The organism is Enterobacter sp. 118C5 (genome assembly GCF_034107645.1).
GTDB lineage: Bacteria > Pseudomonadota > Gammaproteobacteria > Enterobacterales > Enterobacteriaceae > Enterobacter > Enterobacter nematophilus.
On sequence record NZ_JAWNEU010000001.1, the window covers coordinates 273,294 to 290,576 of the forward strand.

Here is a 17,283-nt window from a genome sequence, read left to right on the forward strand (position 1 = left end):
GATGCTGACTACACTTCTTTCCATTCTGACCAACCGCATTCTGTGGAGCTTCCTCGGCGTAACGGCGCTGGCGGCGGTGATCTGGATGATTGGTCCGCTGTTGTCCATCGTGGACACCCGACCGCTCGAATCCGAACAGAACCGCATCATCAGTATCGCCGTGGTCTACCTGCTGTGGGCGCAGGGCCATATTCTGCCGCGTCTTTATAACGCCTGGCTGAACCGCAAGCTGATGGACAAGCTCAACGAGAACACCGCCAGCCCGGAGGCGGCGGATCCGCAGCAGCGCCTGAACAGCGAGGAGCAGATCCTCGCCAGCCGTTTTGATGAAGCCGCGCAGATGCTTAAAAAAGCGCACTTCAGCAAGGCGGGTCAGGGCGCCCAGTGGACGCAGCGCTTCAGCACGCAATATCTCTATCAACTGCCGTGGTACGTCATTATCGGCGCGCCGGGCTCCGGTAAAACCACGGCGCTGGTGAACTCCGGGCTGCAGTTCCCGCTGGCCGACCGTTTCGGTAAAACCGCGCTGCGCGGTATTGGCGGCACGCGCAACTGCGACTGGTGGTTCACCAACGAGGCCGTGTTGCTGGACACCGCGGGTCGCTATACCACACAGGAGAGCGAGCAGGCGCAGGATGCCGGTGAATGGCTGCAGTTCATGGGGTTACTGCGCAAGTACCGTCGCCGCCAGCCGATCAACGGCGTCATCGTCACGATCAGCATTTCGGACCTGCTGACCCAGTCCGCCGAAGCGTCCCGCCAGCAGGCGGTGAACCTGCGCCAGCGCCTGTCCGAACTGCATGAACAGCTGGGTATCCGCTTCCCGGTGTACGTGATGGTGACCAAGGCCGACCTGCTCAAAGGCTTCCGCGCCTGGTTTGCCGACTATGACAAAGCGCAGCGCGATCAGATCTGGGGCTTTACGCTGCCGTGGGAGCAGACCAAACACGCCGATTACGACCTGATGGGCAACTTCCAGCAGGAGTTTTCTCTGCTACAGCAGCGCCTTGATGCCGGGCTGCCGGAAACCATGCTCAAAGAGCATGATGCGAAAACCCGCGCCGAAGCGTATCTCTTCCCGCAGGAGTTCGCCGCGCTGCGTCCGCTGCTGGCGGATTACCTGAGCACGGTCTTCGCCCGCTCCAACTTCGAAACCGAGTTCTCGCCGCGCGGGATCTACTTCGCCAGCGGGACTCAGGAAGGCATGCCGTTCGACCGCGTAATGGGCGAACTGAACCGCGCGCTGTCGCTGCCGGAAGGGGGCGAGGCGGATAACTGGGATTCGGTCAGTAAAGAAGCGCCTATACCGGGTGCTAAAGGTCAGAGCTTCTTCATCAAAAACCTGCTGCAAAACGTTATTTTCCAGGAAGCCGGGATTGCCGGGGAAAACCGCTGGTGGGAGCTGCGCAACCGGGCGGTGATCTGGTCCGGCTACGCGGCGCTGCTGGCCCTGCTGGCGATCCTCGGCGGGCTGTGGCTGACCAGCTATGCCAAGAACAAAGCCTATCTGGAAGAGGTGGATGCGAAGGTGCCGCTGCTGGACCAGCAGAGCAAAGCGCTGCAGAACCAGCCGCAGCGTGACCTGTTCGATCTGCTGCCTCTGCTGAATGGCCTGGTGGACCTGCCGAAAAGCGACGCGTTTGATGTCAACGATCCGCCAGTCTCCCGCCGCATAGGGCTATACCGTGGGGATGACGTCAGCGATGCTTCCCAGTCTTTGTACCAGAAGGCGCTGGATCAGCTTCTGTTGCCTGCCGTTGCGATGCACATCACCACCTGGCTGCGCAACGACAACGGCAGCGACGTGGAGTATAGCTATGAGGCGCTGAAAGCCTATCAGATGCTCTATCAGCCGAAGCACTACGACGGTAAATTCCTGCACTCCTGGGTGATGCTCAACCTGCAGCGCAACCTGCCGCAAAACGTCACGAAGGCGCAGCTGCAGCAGCTCGAATGGCATCTCACTCAGCTGCTGGAGCCGAAAATTCAGGCCTCGCCGTACGCGCAGGACGAATCCCTGGTGGCGCGTGAAAGAGCGCTCATTAACCAGCAGCCGCTTTCAACCCGCGTCTACGGTCGCCTGAAGCGCCTGCTGGAACATGACGACAACCTCAAGCCGGTCTCTCTTTCCGACCTGGGCGGGCCGCAGAGCGAGCTGGTGTTTTCCCGCAAAAGCGGCAAGCCGGTGAGCGAAGGCGTGCCGGGTCTCTACACGCCGGACGGTTACTGGAAAAGCTTTAACAGCCAGATTGACAGCGTGACGACCGCCCTGCATGAAGACGACGCCTGGGTGCTGGGCGCCGCGACCGCGCAGGAAGATAAACAGCAGATCGATAACGCCGTGCGCCAGCTCTACATGCGCGACTTTATTGCGAACTGGGATCGTTTTCTCGCCGACATCCAGCTAAACAACAGCGCCGATCTTTCCCAGCGCATCAACACCGCGCGCCTGCTCTCTGGCGCAAATTCGCCCCTGCGCCGTCTGGTGCAGAACCTGAGCCAGGTGCTGACGCTCTCCCGCGATACCCCGGCACCGGAAGATGCCGGTAAAGCGCAGGCGCAGAGCAACCGCGCCACCCGCACGCTGGAAGCGCTTTTCAGCAATAATGACAATGCCCCGACGCAGGCCGCCGCGATGACTCAGGCCCCGGAGCAGCTGGTGACGGACCACTACGCGCCGATGATTGAGCTGGCCCAGCCGCTGGAGAAGGGCGGCAAGACCATCGTCTTTGATGATTTCCTTAAGCAGGTAGACGAGCTTTATCGCTACCTGACCGCCGTGCAGGACGCCGCCAACAGCGGCATGCCGGCACCGGGCGGCGAGGCGATCAGCCGTCTGCAGGCCAGCGCCGGTCGTCTGCCGGGCGGGCTGCAAACCATGTTCAGCAACATGGCGGTGGGGGCCAGCAGCGATACCCAGCGCCGCGATCTGGAAAACGTCCGTAAGCGGATTAACGTCGAAGTCGGCGGGTTCTGCCGTCAGGCAATTGCCGGTCGCTACCCGCTGGTGCGCAGCGCCAGCACCGAGGTGACGCCGGACGATCTCGCCCGCATGTTTGCGCCGGGGACCGGGCTGATGGACACCTTCTTTCGCGACAACCTGACCAACAAAGTGGATACCACGCAGGCAAACTGGCGCTTTATGCCGGGCATCGACGGTAAAACCCTGCCGGGCAGCGAAGGGCTGCTGAGACCGTTCCAGCAGGCCCAGTCGATTCGCGACGCTTTCTTTGCTAACGGCGCAACCACGCCGTCTTTCAAGGTGACGGTTCGCACAGTGCGAATGGATAACACCATTCTGAACCTGACCCTGGACGTCGACGGCCAGCTGCTGCGCTACAGCCACGGTCCTCAGGCCGTGCAGATCATGAACTGGCCGGGGCCGGGCGGCACCAACCAGGTCCGTATGCAGCTGGGGCTGGCTAACGGCAGCACCGCGACGCTTACGACCAACGGCTCCTGGGCGCTCAACCGCTTTTTCGACAAAGCGAGCACCAGCCCGGGCGCGGGAAGCCTGAGCCGTCAGGCCACCTTCAACGTTGACGGACATCAGGTCACGCTGGAGTTCGCGCCAAACAGCATTCGCAACCCGTTCCAGCTTCCCCGTTTCTCATGCCCATAACCGCAAGGACAGCCGTATGACGAATACCCCTGCGATGAACCGCTACAGCTGGTATGGCAAATTACCCAGCGCCGGAGATTTCCTGCAGCGTCGCTTTCCTGACACCTTACAGCGCCAGTGGTCGCACTGGTTTCAGGTTGGCCTGCTGGCCTGGCAGCAGGAAGAGCAGCGCAGCGGCGAACGCCAGTTCACCAAAGCTCCGGTCTGGAACTTCGTCGTCCCGCCGATGCTGGGCAGCCAGATGATCCAGATGGGCTGCCTGCTGCCCGGCCGCGACAGCGTCGGCCGACAGTACCCGGTTTGCATTCAGCTGAGCTTCGCCCCGTCGGAGTGGTCGACCAGCCTGCTCAGCCAGGCGGAGAGCTGGTATCAGCAAATTGGTCGTCTGGGGCTGCACGCGGTGCGCAACAGCTTTTCCGCCTCGCAGCTGGATGAGATGCTGATGTCCATTCCGGCGCCGCAGCCCGTCGAGCCGCAGAAGCGTTCCGACATCCTCGACGTGATTGGCTACGACGAGGATGGCCAAAGCACGCTGGGCTGGCCGCAGGCGGCAGAGTGTTTTGACCCGCTGCGTCAGACCAGCTACTGGTGGACCAACCGCTGCGACGGTTACCCGCTGTACACCCACGTTCACAGCGGCAACTTCACCGGGCAGCTTTTCACCCTGCTGTTCGACCCGGCAGGGGGCGCCCGTCCGGGACGTCACGGTCTCTATCCGCCCATGTTTGAATAAGCAGGGAACGTATGAATATCGAAGAATTTCTCGCGCCAATAAGCTCCGACAAGCCCTGTGGCGACAATCTGGAATATGACGCTGACTTCCAGGCGATGAACCAGGCAAGCCAGGGCAAAGCGGAACAGCAGTTTGGTAACACCATCATCCCGGCAGAGCCTGCGGACTGGAACACGGTAGAAAAACTGGCCACCAGCCTGCTGAGCCGCACCAAAGATCTTCGCGTGATGCTGGCGTTAACCCACGCCTGGACCCGCCGTCGCGGCCTTGCGGGCTACGCGGACGGTCTGCTGCTGGTGCAGGAGGCGATCGCGCGCTACTGGGAGCCGCTCTATCCGCTGCTGGAAGAGTATGGCGAAACCGACCCGTTCTACCGCATTAACGCCCTGGCGGGGCTGAGCGATAAATCCGAGCTCACCGTCGCGGTACGTAACGCCTCGCTGCTGCGTTCAAACGGCGATGAAATTTCGCTGCGTGACGCCCAGGCGCTGCTGGACGGCAGTAAAACCGAGTGCCCGGACTATCCGGGCGGCCGTCCGCGGCTGATTGACGAGCTGGCCCGCGGCGACCAGCCGGGGACCGCGGCTGTCATTGTGATTAACGAGCGGCTGCTGGCCATCCGCGAGCTGCTTACCGGGCATCTCGGTGAAAGCGGCGTACCGGAAATGGAACAGCTGCTGAAGACCGTGGGACTGGTCGCCAGCGCCTGTCAGGTGACCGACATCAGCAAGCTGCTGCCGAACCGCGATGCGCAGGCTGAACAGCACGCTGAGCCGCAGCCTGCGGCAGCGCAGCCCGTTCAGCTGGTAACCGACTGGCGTAGCGTGCAGGTCACCAGCCGCGCCGACGCCCAGCTGATGCTGGAAAAAGCGAAGCAGTATTTTGCGCAGTACGAACCGAGCCACCCCGCGCCGCTGATGATTGAACGGGTGCAGCGGCTGTCAGAACTTAACTTCATGGACATTATTCGCGACCTGGCGCCAGACGGCGTTAACCAACTGGAAAACATCTTTGGACGCCGCGAATAACGCGTCCAGGCATTATGACGACAGGCATGGAGCCTGCCGTTTCACCTTCACCGCGCATCTTTGATGGAGAACATCATGGCAATGAGTAACAGTGGGCAGAAATTCATCGCACGTAACCGTGCCCCCCGCGTGCAGATCGAGTACGACGTAGAGATCTACGGTGCAGAACGTAAGATTCAGCTGCCGTTCGTGATGGGCGTTATGGCCGATCTGGTCGGCAAACCGGTAGAAAACCTGCCGGCAGTCGACGAGCGTAAATTCCTTGAAATCGACATCGACAACTTTGACGAACGCATGAAGGCGCTGAAGCCGCGCGTGGCGTTCCAGGTGGATAACACCCTTACCGGCGAAGGTAAGCTCAACGTGGATCTGACCTTCGACAGCATGGACGACTTCCTGCCGGACGCGGTGGCCCGCAAGGTTGAGCCGCTGAACAAGCTGCTGGAAGCCCGTACACAGCTCTCCAACCTGCTGACCTACATGGACGGCAAAAACGGCGCGGAAGAGCTTATCGCTAAAATTCTGCAGGATCCGACGCTGCTCAAATCTCTGAGCCAGCTGCCGAAAAATGACGACAGTGCGAAAGGTAGCGAGGAATAATCATGAGCAACCAGACTCAACAACATGAGCAGCAGGCGGGTCAGGCGTTCAGCCAGGATGAGTTCAGCGCGCTGCTGAACAAAGAGTTCCGCCCGAAAACCGATCAGGCGCGTTCCGCCGTGGAGAGCGCGGTCAAGACCCTGGCGCAGCAGGCGCTGGAAAATACCGTTACCTTCTCGAACGACACCTACCGCACCATTCAGAACCTGATCGCCGGTATCGACGAGCAGCTGTCGCAGCAGGTGAACCAGATTATTCACCACGAAGAGTTTCAGAAGCTGGAGAGCGCCTGGCGCGGTCTGAGCTACCTGGTGAACAATACAGAAACTGACGAGATGCTGAAGATCCGCTTTATGAGCATCTCCAAGCAGGAGCTGGGCCGCACTCTGAAGCGCTTCAAGGGCGTGGGCTGGGACCAGAGCCCGATCTTCAAGAAAATCTACGAGCAGGAGTACGGTCAGTTCGGCGGCGAGCCGTTTGGCTGCATCGTGGGCGACTATTACTTCGACCACAGCCCGCAGGACGTTGAGCTGCTGGGCGAGATGGCGCGCATCGGCTCTGCGGCGCACTGTCCGTTCATCACCGGTACCGCACCGGGCGTAATGCAGATGGAGTCCTGGCAGGAGCTGGCTAACCCGCGCGACCTGACCAAAATCTTCCAGAACACCGAATACGCCGCCTGGCGTTCGCTGCGTGAATCCGAAGACGCCCGCTATCTGGGGCTGGTGATGCCGCGCTTCCTGTCGCGCCTGCCGTACGGCATTCGCACCAACCCGGTGGACAGCTTTGATTTTGAAGAGCAGACCGACGGCGCGAACCACAACAGCTACTCGTGGGCGAACGCGGCCTATGCGATGGCGGCCAACATCAACCGCTCCTTCAAAGAGTACGGCTGGTGCACCTCGATTCGCGGCGTGGAGTCCGGCGGGGCGGTGGAAAACCTGCCGTGCCATACCTTCCCGAGCGATGACGGCGGCGTGGACATGAAGTGCCCAACCGAGATCGCCATCAGCGACCGCCGCGAAGCCGAGCTTGCGAAAAACGGCTTTATGCCGCTGGTTCACCGCAAAAACTCCGACTTTGCGGCCTTTATTGGCGCGCAGTCTCTGCAAAAACCGGCCGAGTACCACGACCCGGATGCCACCGCCAACGCGCGTCTGGCCTCTCGTCTGCCGTACCTGTTCGCCTGCTGCCGCTTTGCTCACTACCTGAAGTGCATCGTGCGCGACAAAATCGGCTCCTTCCGCGAGCGCGAAGAGATGGAGCGCTGGCTGAACGACTGGGTGATGAACTACGTCGACGGCGACCCGGCTAACTCCTCTCAGGAGACCAAGTCCCGTAAACCGCTGGCGGCGGCGGAAGTGCAGGTGCAGGAGATCGAAGACAACCCGGGCTATTACGCCGCGAAGTTCTTCCTGCGTCCGCACTACCAGCTGGAAGGTCTGACCGTTTCTCTGCGTCTGGTTTCTAAACTGCCGTCGCTGAAGACGAAAGACGCGTGATGATGGTAACCGGCCCGATAGGGCCGGTTAGCCAAAAGCTATATTTCGGTTAATTACTGTCAGTGAATAAGGATATCCGGTGATAAAAAATCTATTAATCGCTACCAGTTTGCTGGCAGTTTCAGCACTGGCTAGTGCGCAACCAGAAAAATATACTTACCCGCGAGCGGAAGCATTGCCGCAGGATGACACATCAAACATGATGCGCGATCCGGCTCTTTTAACCGGATATGATTTAAACCTTACGGCAGAGCGGTTTGCTAATGCCTGGCTTTCAAAAACCAATGAACGTGAACGCATTAAGGCCAATATGTATCTTCTGGGGGTTGTGGATGCCTCCGAGGGGACCGTCTGGTGCAAAGGAAAGCCTTTTTTACCCAATACCCTTCATGAGTTTCTTTACCCGCGTTTCGCTAACTTAACGGCAGAGCAAAAAGAAGAGCGCGCCTCGAAAATTATCACCGATGGCATGAAAGAATTACGCCCTTGCAAAAAAGAGAGTGATAAATGAGACCATTATATGAACAACTGAAACGTCAACATTACTCTTCAAATCATGCTCGTGCGGGATTTGCCTCTGGTGAACAGCTTTTCTCAGAAATTGGCTACGACTATTCAACGATTATCAAACAGCAGCCTGCCTACGAAAATACGTGTGCGGTCAGGATGAGTTTGGCTTTGTTAAAATGTAATGTTGAATTTACTGGGCGTCTCCCCATAAAGTCAGGGCCCTATAAGGGAAAAACAATTGAGCCGGGTGCAAAATTGCTCGCCGATCAACTGTATAAATCTCACGTTTTTGGGAAAGCAGAAATCTATACCGATCGTCAGGCAGGTGCACGGTCGATGATCGGCAGAAAAGGTGTGGTTTTCTTTAATAAAATTGATGGTTACGGTGGTGGTCATATCGATCTCATTGAGCCCCTAAGTAATAATTCTTTTATATGTAACTCCGATTGTTTCCCTTACTGTCAGGAAATCTGGTTTTGGGAATTAAAATAATTTCACTAATGAATTTGAAGAGAGCATTTATTCTGCTCATGTTTTTAACGTTTTCGGCTCTTGGCGATAAGCCACAATTTGATTTTTACCAGCAGCAAACATACCGGCAGGTTGTAAAAGATTTAGTTCTGGCGCGTTGCCTTGCGCAGGTGGCCGATAAAGGCAGCCAGTTTTCTGCTGACGCGGCTCGCAGTGCGAGTGCTTTCATTGAGTGGATACCGTTTGATGCCGAAAACGGTACAGAGAAGGTAGAAGCCATCATTGGAAAATATAAAAATCAAATTAATGGTTTTCATTCGGAGCGAAAACCCGATGTAAAAGGCGTAACCTTAAACTGTCTACGTCTTTATCATAGTGACGAACTTAACAAACTTGTTCCTCAATTAATTATCGGAAATCCTGATCGCACCTGGATTCAGGACAACCCGCAGTAGTAAAGACTTCACATTCTTTCCGTTAATTCAGGGGGAATGTAAGACTGTCAAATGACACGGGTCATTTGATGTGAGGCAGAGGTAAAATATGGACGGTTTTATTCAGCCCCATGCTTTCCTGTTTGCCATATAAGTGCTTTTTCGAAAGCAATATTGTTCATCCACGAAGAGTAGATATTATGGCTATTGATATGTTTCTGAAGGTCGAGGGTGTTACGGGCGAATCTAAAGATTCTAACCACACCGGCTGGACTGATATTACCTCCTTCTCCTGGGGCGCTTCTCAGCCTGGGAATATGAGCGTTGGCGGTGGCGGCGGTGCCGGTAAAGTTAACTTTAACGACCTGCACGTTAACGCGCTGATCGACAAATCCACCACCGCTATTCTGAAACACTGCGCCAGCGGTAAACACCTGACTAAGGTTGAGCTGTCCGTCTGTAAAGCCGGCGGCCAGCAGGTGGAATATTCCCGCATTACGCTGGAAGACGTGCTGGTGACTTCGGTTCAGTACACCGGTGCAGACAACGGCGATACCGTTGGTGTGACCTACGCATTCCAGGCTGCGAAAGTGAAACAGCAGTACTGGGAGCAGACCACGTCGGGTGGTAAAGGTGCTGAAAGCAGCGCTGGCTGGAACATCAAAGAAAACAAAGAAGCATAATTGCGTATATGGCCGGGGAGTTTTCCCCGGTCATTATCAACCGGGAAGTCAGATAGCATGACAAGCTTGTAGTAAGGAGGTGCCCGTCCTCTCACCATTTGCAAATTTCAAAACCCTGAGGGTCGGCGGGTATGGTTATGAAACAGCTATTCGGTGTGTTGGCGGTCACGTTAATGGTAAGCGCTTGTGTGTCTCATCCTGCACAATATCGGTCGCTTGCGGTTACGCTTAAAAACAATGAACCCTGCTTTGCTATTTCCGCTAACCACGGGTTACAAGCGCCAGTTACCAGCCATTCGGCCACCATTATGAAACGCGCGGGAAATGAATGGAAAACGATATCGCCGCCGTCTACGTTTAGCCCTGAGGTGACGTTAATGACCCAGCAGTGTCATCAGTGGAAGGATGTCGCGTGGCAAGCCGGAGAATATGATGTTGCTCTGAAGGTGTCAGGGAAAAACGATTCTATTCGCTATGCGGCCCGCTTCACCTTACAAGAGGCTCCCTCAGGCCAGTTTAAGCTTATGCAAACTGAATAGAATGTGTTAACCCCAAACGCCGCGTTTCACGCCCCGGGCGGACGCCGATATTCTCGGTAAGGGGGGATTGTTTATTTACTGAAAGAGAAAGCGGGCGGCACTGAACAGGGTCGTTATCAGGTGTTGAAGTGCAACTTAATCGTCAATAGCGACGCGATTCGGGCGCTGAATGCCTAAAATAGCATTTATTTATTTGTGCGAAGCATAAGGAGTTTTTCATGGCAAATCAGTCAAACGTTGCTCCGGGTTACTGTGTGGTACAGCAACCGGGTACGCTGGACTTCCAGGCAAGACAACTGTTTGGGAATTCACGTAATGAAAAATCCGAATATTTTATGCAGCTGAATAAAGATACAGCGTGGGTCAAACCTGGACAGATATTAATTGTTGCGGATCCGCATAATGCTAATCAATCACATCAGATTAATGGGTTAGCTAGTGCCAAAAAGAAAGTCAACAACGCACTTGCAACAATTGATGGGGATACGGCAGAATTTTTAAAGAATAACTTTGATAATATTGCCGCCATAACTGCATGGGGTGATACCTTAGTGGGAAATGCAAGCAGTGCGGGGGAGTCTTACTTTAAACAAATTGAAAGTATTTTGATTAAAATTGAAAAAACCTACCAAAACCAGTATCGAACACAAGGTACTCTTATTGGGCAGCAGTTTTATGCAGAACGTAATGCCCTTCTTGCGCAACTCAAGCCGCTATTAAACAAATTGACAAAAAAACAGCTCAAATTTAGAGATTATGCGGATCTTAAAAGAGCATTGGGACTTTCCACAAAATCTATTGTTCATGAATGGAGTACGGTTGGTATTGGTGCGATTCCAGGGTACTCAACGTATATTGACCGGGCGTCCAAAATTACAGCTTATATGAAAGCAGGTGGATGGGTTGCGTTAGGTTTTTCTTTTGCGAATACGACTAATGAAGTCTATCATGCATGCACCCTGGGTAGAGAACATGAATGTGGTAAGGTTGCAGTGAGCGAATATAGCAAATTTGGGGGCGGTGTTGCTGGTGCAGCGTTAGGCTCTTCACTTGCGGCTCCTGTTTGTCTTGCATTAGGCGTACCAACAGCGGGAACAGGCACCCTCGTTTGTGGTCTGGTCGTCGGCGCAGTGGGGGCCGCCGGGGGAACAAAGGTTGGAGGGTTTGTAGGAGAACAAATGAATAATTTAATATTTAGCGGAGAATAGTGTGATTGCTGATAATATTTACTCTGCTTTTATTATTTGTGTTTTTGCCGTTTTTATATTTCTTGTGCTAACGTTCTATGTTGATTACCGTAAACATTCCGGTCAAGTTGATAAAATCTATGACTTGCTAATTCAGAAGAATTTGCTCAAGGAAGACGATTATCAGGCCTGGAAAAATCTTGGGTTTTGGGGATTTGGTTTTCGCACCACAATTTTATCAAGGCTTGTGCGGGGCAAGCGTATAAAATTGACGGAATCACGTTGGCTTGAACCTCAACCGTGCAACAGTGTTTTATCTAACTTCGAATTATCATGGATTAATTCATATAACACAAAGGTTAAAGTTGCCACGGCTTTGTTTGTACTGCTTTTAATATTAGCAGGCGTTAATGAAATTTAATAATACATTTAAAATTTAAATGATGCTTTTTGGGGGTGACCTCAAACGCCACCGTCTTCGCGCTGACGCTCTGGGTGTATGCAATATCATCTACCGTGGTACTAGTTATGGTGAATATAGACGACTTATTTTTGTTTCTTATTGTCGTTTTGGCTCTGGTCGTTGTAATGATGGATTTATTCAGTTCTCGTTACTTCAAAAAACACGAGGCTGATTATAATCAGTTACTTTCTGACTACAGGCGAAAAGGATATGACCTGGATCTGGTAACCGACTACGCTTCTTTTTTTGGTTCACTGGCAAATTATCAAAAAATAATCTGGTTTGTTCGTCTTTATAAAGGCGTAAAAATGAAGTTCACTCGTGAAAGGCTTGTTCAGGAAGAAGCTTATAAATACGTACAGTCGTTACCGGAAGAAAGGATTGGCTGGATACTAAAGTTACATCGTCGCTATAAATTACAGGCGTTAATATTCACTCTATGGCTCATTGTTGGATTATATTTTATAACCTTCATTAAATAGTTTTTGATATTCACTTTCTCAAACGCCGCCGTTCTCGCCCCGAGAGCGGCAGCGTTTGAGCGCTAATCATACCAGCAGGAATACGCCATGCGATTCACAATTATTTCTACGAAACCCGGTCATCAGCCGCCGCAGAGCAGCTGTGATTTTTACGCCCCGGGCGGCACCATTGGGCGCGGTACGGATAACAATCTGGTATTGCCGGACAATGACCGCACCATCTCGCGTCTGCAGGCCATTGTCCACGTTGACGCCCAGGGCGAATGCCGCGTCACCAACCGTGGCAGCGTCACCCGCGTGGTATTAAATGATATTCCGCTGGAGCGGGGACGTCAGGTTGAACTCCAGGATGGCGACATCCTCGGTATTGATGACTACCGTATCGAAGTGACCGAACTGATCCACGATACGCAGCCGGTGAGCCGAATGGCGGCCAGCATGCAGCAGCAGTCACGTCCGACAGCCGCACCCGCTGCGCCCGCAGCGCAAGCGAAGCCTGCTAACCCCGCGCCACGCGGTAAGGCGGAACCGACCGCCGTGCCTTCCGAAATCTGGGACAGCCTGATGCAGGAGTTCTCCATCTCCGACAGCATCTCCAGCAACCGCGCAAAACCCCAGCCTGCGGCCTCACAGGATCCGTTCTCCCAGCCCGCCGCGCCGGAGCGTAATGCCGAAGATCCGCTCGCGATGTTCAACGACAGCGATCCAACGCTTGAGCGTAAGAACGTCGACCCGGACACGCTGTTCAGCGACGAAGCGCTGTTCAAAAAAGAGAGCATTTTTGACGACGTGACGCCTTCCACGCTGGTGCCGCCTGTTGAGGGTCAACCCGCTCCTAAAGAAGACGCGGCGGACGAGCTCGACCCGCTGGCGCTTTTCGGTGGAAAGGCCAGCGCGCCAGCCGCGCGCAATGATGACCCGCTCGGGCTGTTGGGCGGGGCGCCGTTAACCCACCCGGATGACATTGCTGACGAAAAGCCAGCCCCAGCGCCTGAACCAGAGCAGGAAGAGGACGTCCTTGCCGATTCTCCGCTGTTCGCTCCAGAGCCGCAGGAAACGCCGCGTGAAGAAGAGCCGGCGCGGCCAGATTACGCAGGCTTCACCATGCCTACGCCGCAGGCCGTTGCGCGCAGCAGCGCTCAGGCACCGAAGGGGCGCCTGCGCATCGACCCGGTCAATAACGCGGCGTCTCCAACCGCCAGCGCGAATAACGGCGAGAAGGGCGAAGTGCTGCAGGGCGAGCTGCTGCAGGCGCTGCTCGAAGGCATGGGCCTGAGCGAAATGCAGCCCGTTCCGCAGTTTGACCGGGAAAATATGCGTCAGCTGGGGCAGATTCTGGGCATGTTCTCGCAGGGCACCGTGGCGCTGCTCTCGTCTCGCTCCATCCTGAAACGCGGCGTAAAAGCCGATATGACCATGGTGCTGGACGATGCCAACAACCCGTTCAAGCTGTTGCCGACCGGGAAAACCGTCTTAATTCAGATGTTCGGCACCCCGATGCCGGGCTTTATGCCGCCGACCAAGTCGGTGCGCGACGCGCTGATCGACCTTCAGGCGCACCAGCTGGGGATGATCTCCGGTATCCGCGCCATCATCGCCGCGATGCTGCAGTCGTTTAACCCGGAACAGCTGGAGGAGCAGGCGAAGCAGAACGGCATGACCTCGCGTCTGGCGCTGCCGGGCAGCCGCAAGGCCGCCCTGTGGGACTATTTTGTTCGCAGCTATGGCGAAACGGCGGGCGAAATTGAGGATGACTTCCACACCCTGTTCGGCGAAGCCTTCCTTCATGCGTATGACATGGAGGTGAATCAGTACAAAGACTCACAGAGCGGATCGGAAGACAAATGAATATCGCAACCGCTTCTCTCTCCCGCCAGGGGACGCGCGCCAGCAACCAGGATCAGACGGGAGAAACCATAGGGGAACGCTCGGCCTGCTTTGTCGTCTGTGACGGCATCGCGGGTCTGCCCGGTGGTGAAGTCGCCGCGGAACTGGCCCGCAACAGCATTATCTCCCGCTTCGATGGCGACAAGCACCTGAACGCGCAGCATATCCGCGACTACGTGCAGACGGCGAACCGCACCATTCTGAGCGAACAGCAGGCCGTTCAGGACTATCGACGGATGGGCACGACGCTGGTCAGCCTGTTCATTGACCGGGACTACGGGCTGGCGTACTGGGCGCATGCCGGCGACAGCCGCCTGTACCTGTTTCGCCGGGGATGGCTGTGGCACGTCACCACGGACCACAGCCTGGTGCAGCAGATGAAGGATGCCGGGCATCAGACGGACGATCTCAACAGCAACCTGCTTTATCTGGCGCTGGGAATTGAAAACGGCGGACCGGAAGCGAGCTACAGCGACGTGGTGCAGGTGGAAGACGGCGATGCCTTTTTACTCTGCACCGACGGGTTCTGGCACGGCGTCAGCGAAGAGCAAATGAAGCAGTCGCTGCACATGGTCAATACGCCGCAGGAGTGGCTGACCTTAATGAACCAAATCATTCAAAAGAATGGCGAACAGGAGGGGAATGCGCAGGATAACTATACCGCCCTGGCGGTATGGATGGGCAACCCTCAGGACACCACTTTGCTGCATACCCTCTCTGACGCAGCACAATTTCTTCCCTGCGGAACTGATTAGACACACAAGGAACGATATGAAACTTTGGCTATCGGGTTTGGCACTTTTGGCGGTGACCTCCACCGCGCAGGCTGAGAATTTCCGCATCGTGCAGTCTCCTGCGCAGAAGCTGGATATCTGGATCGACAATATCAAAGACAACACTCCGCAGAGCTGGTGTAAGCCAGAGGTGGCGCTGCGCATTGTGGCGAACGGCAAGAAAGACGTCTCTGTGCTGGAAAACTTTGTGCCGCGTCTTGGCTCGCTGCTGGAACACCAGTGCAGCAAACTGAATAAACTCAGCTGGACGCTCAACGATCCCGAGGGGACAACGCTGGCGCAGGGCACGGCAGCCAAAGCGCAGGAGTGGGCGCTGGTGGTGAAACAGCAGCAGGCTGCGCCTGCCGTCACCACGACCACTTCCAGCGGCGCGTTATTGCCTCCGGATCAGAACGTTGCCGCCCATACGGTTGCCGCGGACCGCACGCCGTGGCAGGAGTTTACTCTGCAGGACGGCTGCCACCTGCGCACCTTCTGGGAGGGCGGCGCGTCCGCTCCGGCGCTCTTTATTCCAGATTCTGACACCACCCGCTGCGGTAACGGCAGCTGGCTGAGCGGTCACACCGTTATCTCTCAGTCCCGCAATGGCGGTCAAAAAGAGATGGCGGTGACCTACATTCACGGCTTCCCGGTGATGGGGCTGAATCAGAGTGCCGATCCGGAAAACGCGCTTATCACCTCCGTTAACAAAGAGCGCATGGTATTTAGCACCCCTGATAGCGACCAGAGCTGGATGATCCTGCCTTACGACAGCACCCTGAACAGCTGGAAGAGCAACGGCACGGTGGCGGTAGAAATTTCCCGCGAAACCGCCAGCGACGATGCAAAGCTGCAGGCGCGTATTGCGGCGGTGAAGAAAACCTGGAGTGCCTGGGTCGCACCCGGCACTCAGCTGAATATCGTTCTGATTGATACCCTGCGCCCTCAGCTGCGCGATCCGGCAGTGGGCGCCTGGCGCGCGGCGAATTAAGGAATGGCTATGAATACGCTCTATCAACACCTGGCGGGTGAAACGCTCAACGACGCGCTGGCGCGCCTTGAGGCTGAAATCAAAGCCCGTCCGGCGGATGCCGACCTTCGCGCCGCGTTCGTGCAGTTTTTAACCCTCAGCGGCAACTGGACGCGCGCGCTGACCCAGCTGAAAAGCTGGCTGGCGCTGAAGCCGCAGGCGAAGCCGACCGTCACGCTGCTGGAGCAGTCCATTCAGGGCGAGCTGCAGCGCGCGCAGGTGATGGCGGGGCAGGCGCGTCCGGCCATGCCTGAAGCCCAGTGGCCGTGGCTGACTACCCTGGCCGCAGCGCTGAGCGAGGAGAGCGATCGCGCCCGGTCGCTGCGCCTTGAAGCGCTTGACCAGGCGCAGGCCACCCCCGGTCACGTCACCCTGGAAAACGAGGAGACACGGGCGTTTGACTGGCTGATGGACGGCGATGCCCGTCTCGGCCCGGTGTGCGAAACCATTGTGAACGGCCGTTATTTCTGGCTGCCGTTTAACGCTATCGCCGAGATCCGTTTCCAGGCCCCGGCGAGCGTGACCGACCTGGTCTGGCGTCACGCGCTGGTGCGCCTGACCGACGGTACGGAGCAGGTGTGTCAGATCCCGGCGCGTTACCCGTTTGCTGCCGATGCTTCGGATGCGATCAAACTGGGCCGCACTACCGAGTGGCGCCCGCTCGACGAGGACGGCACCCTGTACGAAGGGATGGGCCAGAAAGCCTGGCTCAGCGAGCAAAGCGAAAGCCCGCTGCTGTCGTTAAGTCTCGTGACGTTTGCGACGGATGGAGCCAATGAGTAATCCCGCTGGCGAAGGCGATCTGCTGCGCAGCGGCTGGCAAGCCCGCAGCAGGCAGGAAAAGGTGGGGGCGCGCGACAAAATGCAGCCGTCGCTGCTCGATCGCCTCACCGATAACGACCCGGAAAAAAAGCGCGAGCCGGCTAACAGCAACCTTATCACCCACGCTGCGCTGCGTCGTAACGTGCTGCGGGATCTGCAGTGGCTGTTTAACACCATCAATCACGATGCCTCCGGCGATTTGAGCGCCTTGCCGCACGTGAGCCGCTCGGTGGTTAACTTTGGCGTCGCGCCGCTCGCCGGGAAGAGAATGTCGGATATTGAATGGCACGATATCCAGCGCAAGCTCACCGAGGCGATCGTCAATTTTGAACCGCGCATTTTGCCCCAGGGGCTGCAGGTCCGCTGCGTGTCGGATACCTCCTCGCTGGATCTGCACAACGTGCTCTCCATCGAGATTAAAGGGCGCTTATGGTGTGTGCCGTACCCGCTGGAGTTTCTGTTTCGCACCGATGTCGATCTGGAAAACGGCCATTTTGAACTGAAAGATGCGGGGTAA

Annotated in this window: 18 protein-coding genes; all 18 read left to right on the forward strand. The window is 56.3% G+C overall.

Going from position 1 to position 17,283, the window contains the following annotated elements; translation table 11 throughout:
- Position 1 precedes the first annotated feature (1 nt).
- Positions 2-3,622, forward strand: coding sequence for a type VI secretion system membrane subunit TssM (gene tssM, locus UTO39_RS01310; protein WP_320726243.1), 3,621 nt, complete (start codon positions 2-4; stop codon positions 3,620-3,622).
- Between the two features lie 16 nt (positions 3,623-3,638).
- Entirely contained in the window at positions 3,639-4,355 is a 717-nt protein-coding gene (gene tagF / locus UTO39_RS01315; protein WP_028013492.1) for a type VI secretion system-associated protein TagF, read from the forward strand.
- A gap of 11 nt (positions 4,356-4,366) precedes the next feature.
- A complete protein-coding gene (gene tssA / locus UTO39_RS01320) occupies positions 4,367-5,383 on the forward strand; it encodes a type VI secretion system protein TssA (protein WP_320726244.1) in 1,017 nt (338 codons plus the stop codon).
- A gap of 75 nt (positions 5,384-5,458) precedes the next feature.
- Positions 5,459-5,983: a type VI secretion system contractile sheath small subunit gene (gene tssB / locus UTO39_RS01325; protein WP_061099651.1), complete on the forward strand. Its 525-nt coding sequence runs from the start codon at positions 5,459-5,461 to the stop codon at positions 5,981-5,983.
- 2 nt (positions 5,984-5,985) lie between these two features.
- Positions 5,986-7,485 carry a type VI secretion system contractile sheath large subunit gene (gene tssC / locus UTO39_RS01330; RefSeq protein ID WP_014884232.1) on the forward strand — a complete coding sequence of 500 codons (1,500 nt, stop codon included), beginning with the start codon at positions 5,986-5,988 and terminating at the stop codon, positions 7,483-7,485.
- 79 nt (positions 7,486-7,564) lie between these two features.
- Positions 7,565-7,996 (forward strand): Rap1a/Tai family immunity protein, encoded by a 432-nt coding sequence (locus tag UTO39_RS01335; RefSeq protein ID WP_320726245.1) that lies wholly within the window; start codon positions 7,565-7,567, stop codon positions 7,994-7,996.
- A complete protein-coding gene (locus UTO39_RS01340) occupies positions 7,993-8,487 on the forward strand; it encodes a T6SS effector amidase Tae4 family protein (protein WP_248094228.1) in 495 nt (164 codons plus the stop codon). The genes UTO39_RS01335 and UTO39_RS01340 overlap by 4 nt, the downstream gene beginning before the upstream one ends.
- Before the next feature lie 14 nt (positions 8,488-8,501).
- Positions 8,502-8,921, forward strand: a complete 420-nt coding sequence (locus tag UTO39_RS01345) for a T6SS amidase immunity protein Tai4 family protein (protein ID WP_407065099.1) — start codon at positions 8,502-8,504, stop codon at positions 8,919-8,921.
- A 179-nt stretch (positions 8,922-9,100) separates the two neighbouring features.
- Positions 9,101-9,583, forward strand: coding sequence for a type VI secretion system tube protein Hcp (locus tag UTO39_RS01350; protein WP_008502640.1), 483 nt, complete (start codon positions 9,101-9,103; stop codon positions 9,581-9,583).
- A 131-nt stretch (positions 9,584-9,714) separates the two neighbouring features.
- Complete coding sequence (locus UTO39_RS01355) at positions 9,715-10,122, forward strand: putative T6SS immunity periplasmic lipoprotein (RefSeq protein ID WP_407065092.1); 408 nt, start codon at positions 9,715-9,717, stop codon at positions 10,120-10,122.
- Positions 10,123-10,340: 218 nt separating this feature from the next.
- Positions 10,341-11,330: a hypothetical protein gene (locus UTO39_RS01360; RefSeq protein ID WP_320726247.1), complete on the forward strand. Its 990-nt coding sequence runs from the start codon at positions 10,341-10,343 to the stop codon at positions 11,328-11,330.
- 1 nt (position 11,331) lies between these two features.
- Complete coding sequence (locus UTO39_RS01365; protein WP_320726248.1) at positions 11,332-11,730, forward strand: hypothetical protein; 399 nt, start codon at positions 11,332-11,334, stop codon at positions 11,728-11,730.
- A gap of 107 nt (positions 11,731-11,837) precedes the next feature.
- Positions 11,838-12,254: a hypothetical protein gene (locus tag UTO39_RS01370; RefSeq protein ID WP_320726249.1), complete on the forward strand. Its 417-nt coding sequence runs from the start codon at positions 11,838-11,840 to the stop codon at positions 12,252-12,254.
- 87 nt (positions 12,255-12,341) lie between these two features.
- Complete coding sequence (gene tagH / locus UTO39_RS01375; RefSeq protein ID WP_320726250.1) at positions 12,342-14,102, forward strand: type VI secretion system-associated FHA domain protein TagH; 1,761 nt, start codon at positions 12,342-12,344, stop codon at positions 14,100-14,102.
- Entirely contained in the window at positions 14,099-14,896 is a 798-nt protein-coding gene (locus UTO39_RS01380) for a PP2C family serine/threonine-protein phosphatase (protein ID WP_023336024.1), read from the forward strand. The genes tagH and UTO39_RS01380 overlap by 4 nt, the downstream gene beginning before the upstream one ends.
- A 16-nt stretch (positions 14,897-14,912) precedes the next feature.
- Positions 14,913-15,905: a hypothetical protein gene (locus UTO39_RS01385; protein ID WP_061097938.1), complete on the forward strand. Its 993-nt coding sequence runs from the start codon at positions 14,913-14,915 to the stop codon at positions 15,903-15,905.
- A gap of 9 nt (positions 15,906-15,914) precedes the next feature.
- Entirely contained in the window at positions 15,915-16,727 is an 813-nt protein-coding gene (locus UTO39_RS01390; protein ID WP_320726251.1) for a type VI secretion system accessory protein TagJ, read from the forward strand.
- Entirely contained in the window at positions 16,720-17,283 is a 564-nt protein-coding gene (tssE, locus tag UTO39_RS01395; protein WP_320726252.1) for a type VI secretion system baseplate subunit TssE, read from the forward strand. Before UTO39_RS01390 ends, tssE begins: the two co-directional genes overlap by 8 nt.

Excerpts from the sequence above, each read along its gene's own strand:
- tssM (WP_320726243.1), top strand. The coding sequence starts at position 2 with ATGCTGACTACACTTCTTTCCATTCTGACCAACCGCATTCTGTGGAGC.
- tagH (WP_320726250.1), top strand. The coding sequence starts at position 12,342 with ATGCGATTCACAATTATTTCTACGAAACCCGGTCATCAGCCGCCGCAG.
- UTO39_RS01380 (WP_023336024.1), top strand. The coding sequence starts at position 14,099 with ATGAATATCGCAACCGCTTCTCTCTCCCGCCAGGGGACGCGCGCCAGC.
- tssC (WP_014884232.1), top strand. The coding sequence starts at position 5,986 with ATGAGCAACCAGACTCAACAACATGAGCAGCAGGCGGGTCAGGCGTTC.
- UTO39_RS01370 (WP_320726249.1), top strand. The coding sequence starts at position 11,838 with ATGGTGAATATAGACGACTTATTTTTGTTTCTTATTGTCGTTTTGGCT.
- UTO39_RS01340 (WP_248094228.1), top strand. The coding sequence starts at position 7,993 with ATGAGACCATTATATGAACAACTGAAACGTCAACATTACTCTTCAAAT.
- UTO39_RS01355 (WP_407065092.1), top strand. The coding sequence starts at position 9,715 with ATGGTTATGAAACAGCTATTCGGTGTGTTGGCGGTCACGTTAATGGTA.
- UTO39_RS01350 (WP_008502640.1), top strand. The coding sequence starts at position 9,101 with ATGGCTATTGATATGTTTCTGAAGGTCGAGGGTGTTACGGGCGAATCT.
- UTO39_RS01385 (WP_061097938.1), top strand. The coding sequence starts at position 14,913 with ATGAAACTTTGGCTATCGGGTTTGGCACTTTTGGCGGTGACCTCCACC.
- tssE (WP_320726252.1), top strand. The coding sequence starts at position 16,720 with ATGAGTAATCCCGCTGGCGAAGGCGATCTGCTGCGCAGCGGCTGGCAA.
- tssB (WP_061099651.1), top strand. The coding sequence starts at position 5,459 with ATGGCAATGAGTAACAGTGGGCAGAAATTCATCGCACGTAACCGTGCC.
- UTO39_RS01360 (WP_320726247.1), top strand. The coding sequence starts at position 10,341 with ATGGCAAATCAGTCAAACGTTGCTCCGGGTTACTGTGTGGTACAGCAA.
- UTO39_RS01390 (WP_320726251.1), top strand. The coding sequence starts at position 15,915 with ATGAATACGCTCTATCAACACCTGGCGGGTGAAACGCTCAACGACGCG.
- tagF (WP_028013492.1), top strand. The coding sequence starts at position 3,639 with ATGACGAATACCCCTGCGATGAACCGCTACAGCTGGTATGGCAAATTA.
- tssA (WP_320726244.1), top strand. The coding sequence starts at position 4,367 with ATGAATATCGAAGAATTTCTCGCGCCAATAAGCTCCGACAAGCCCTGT.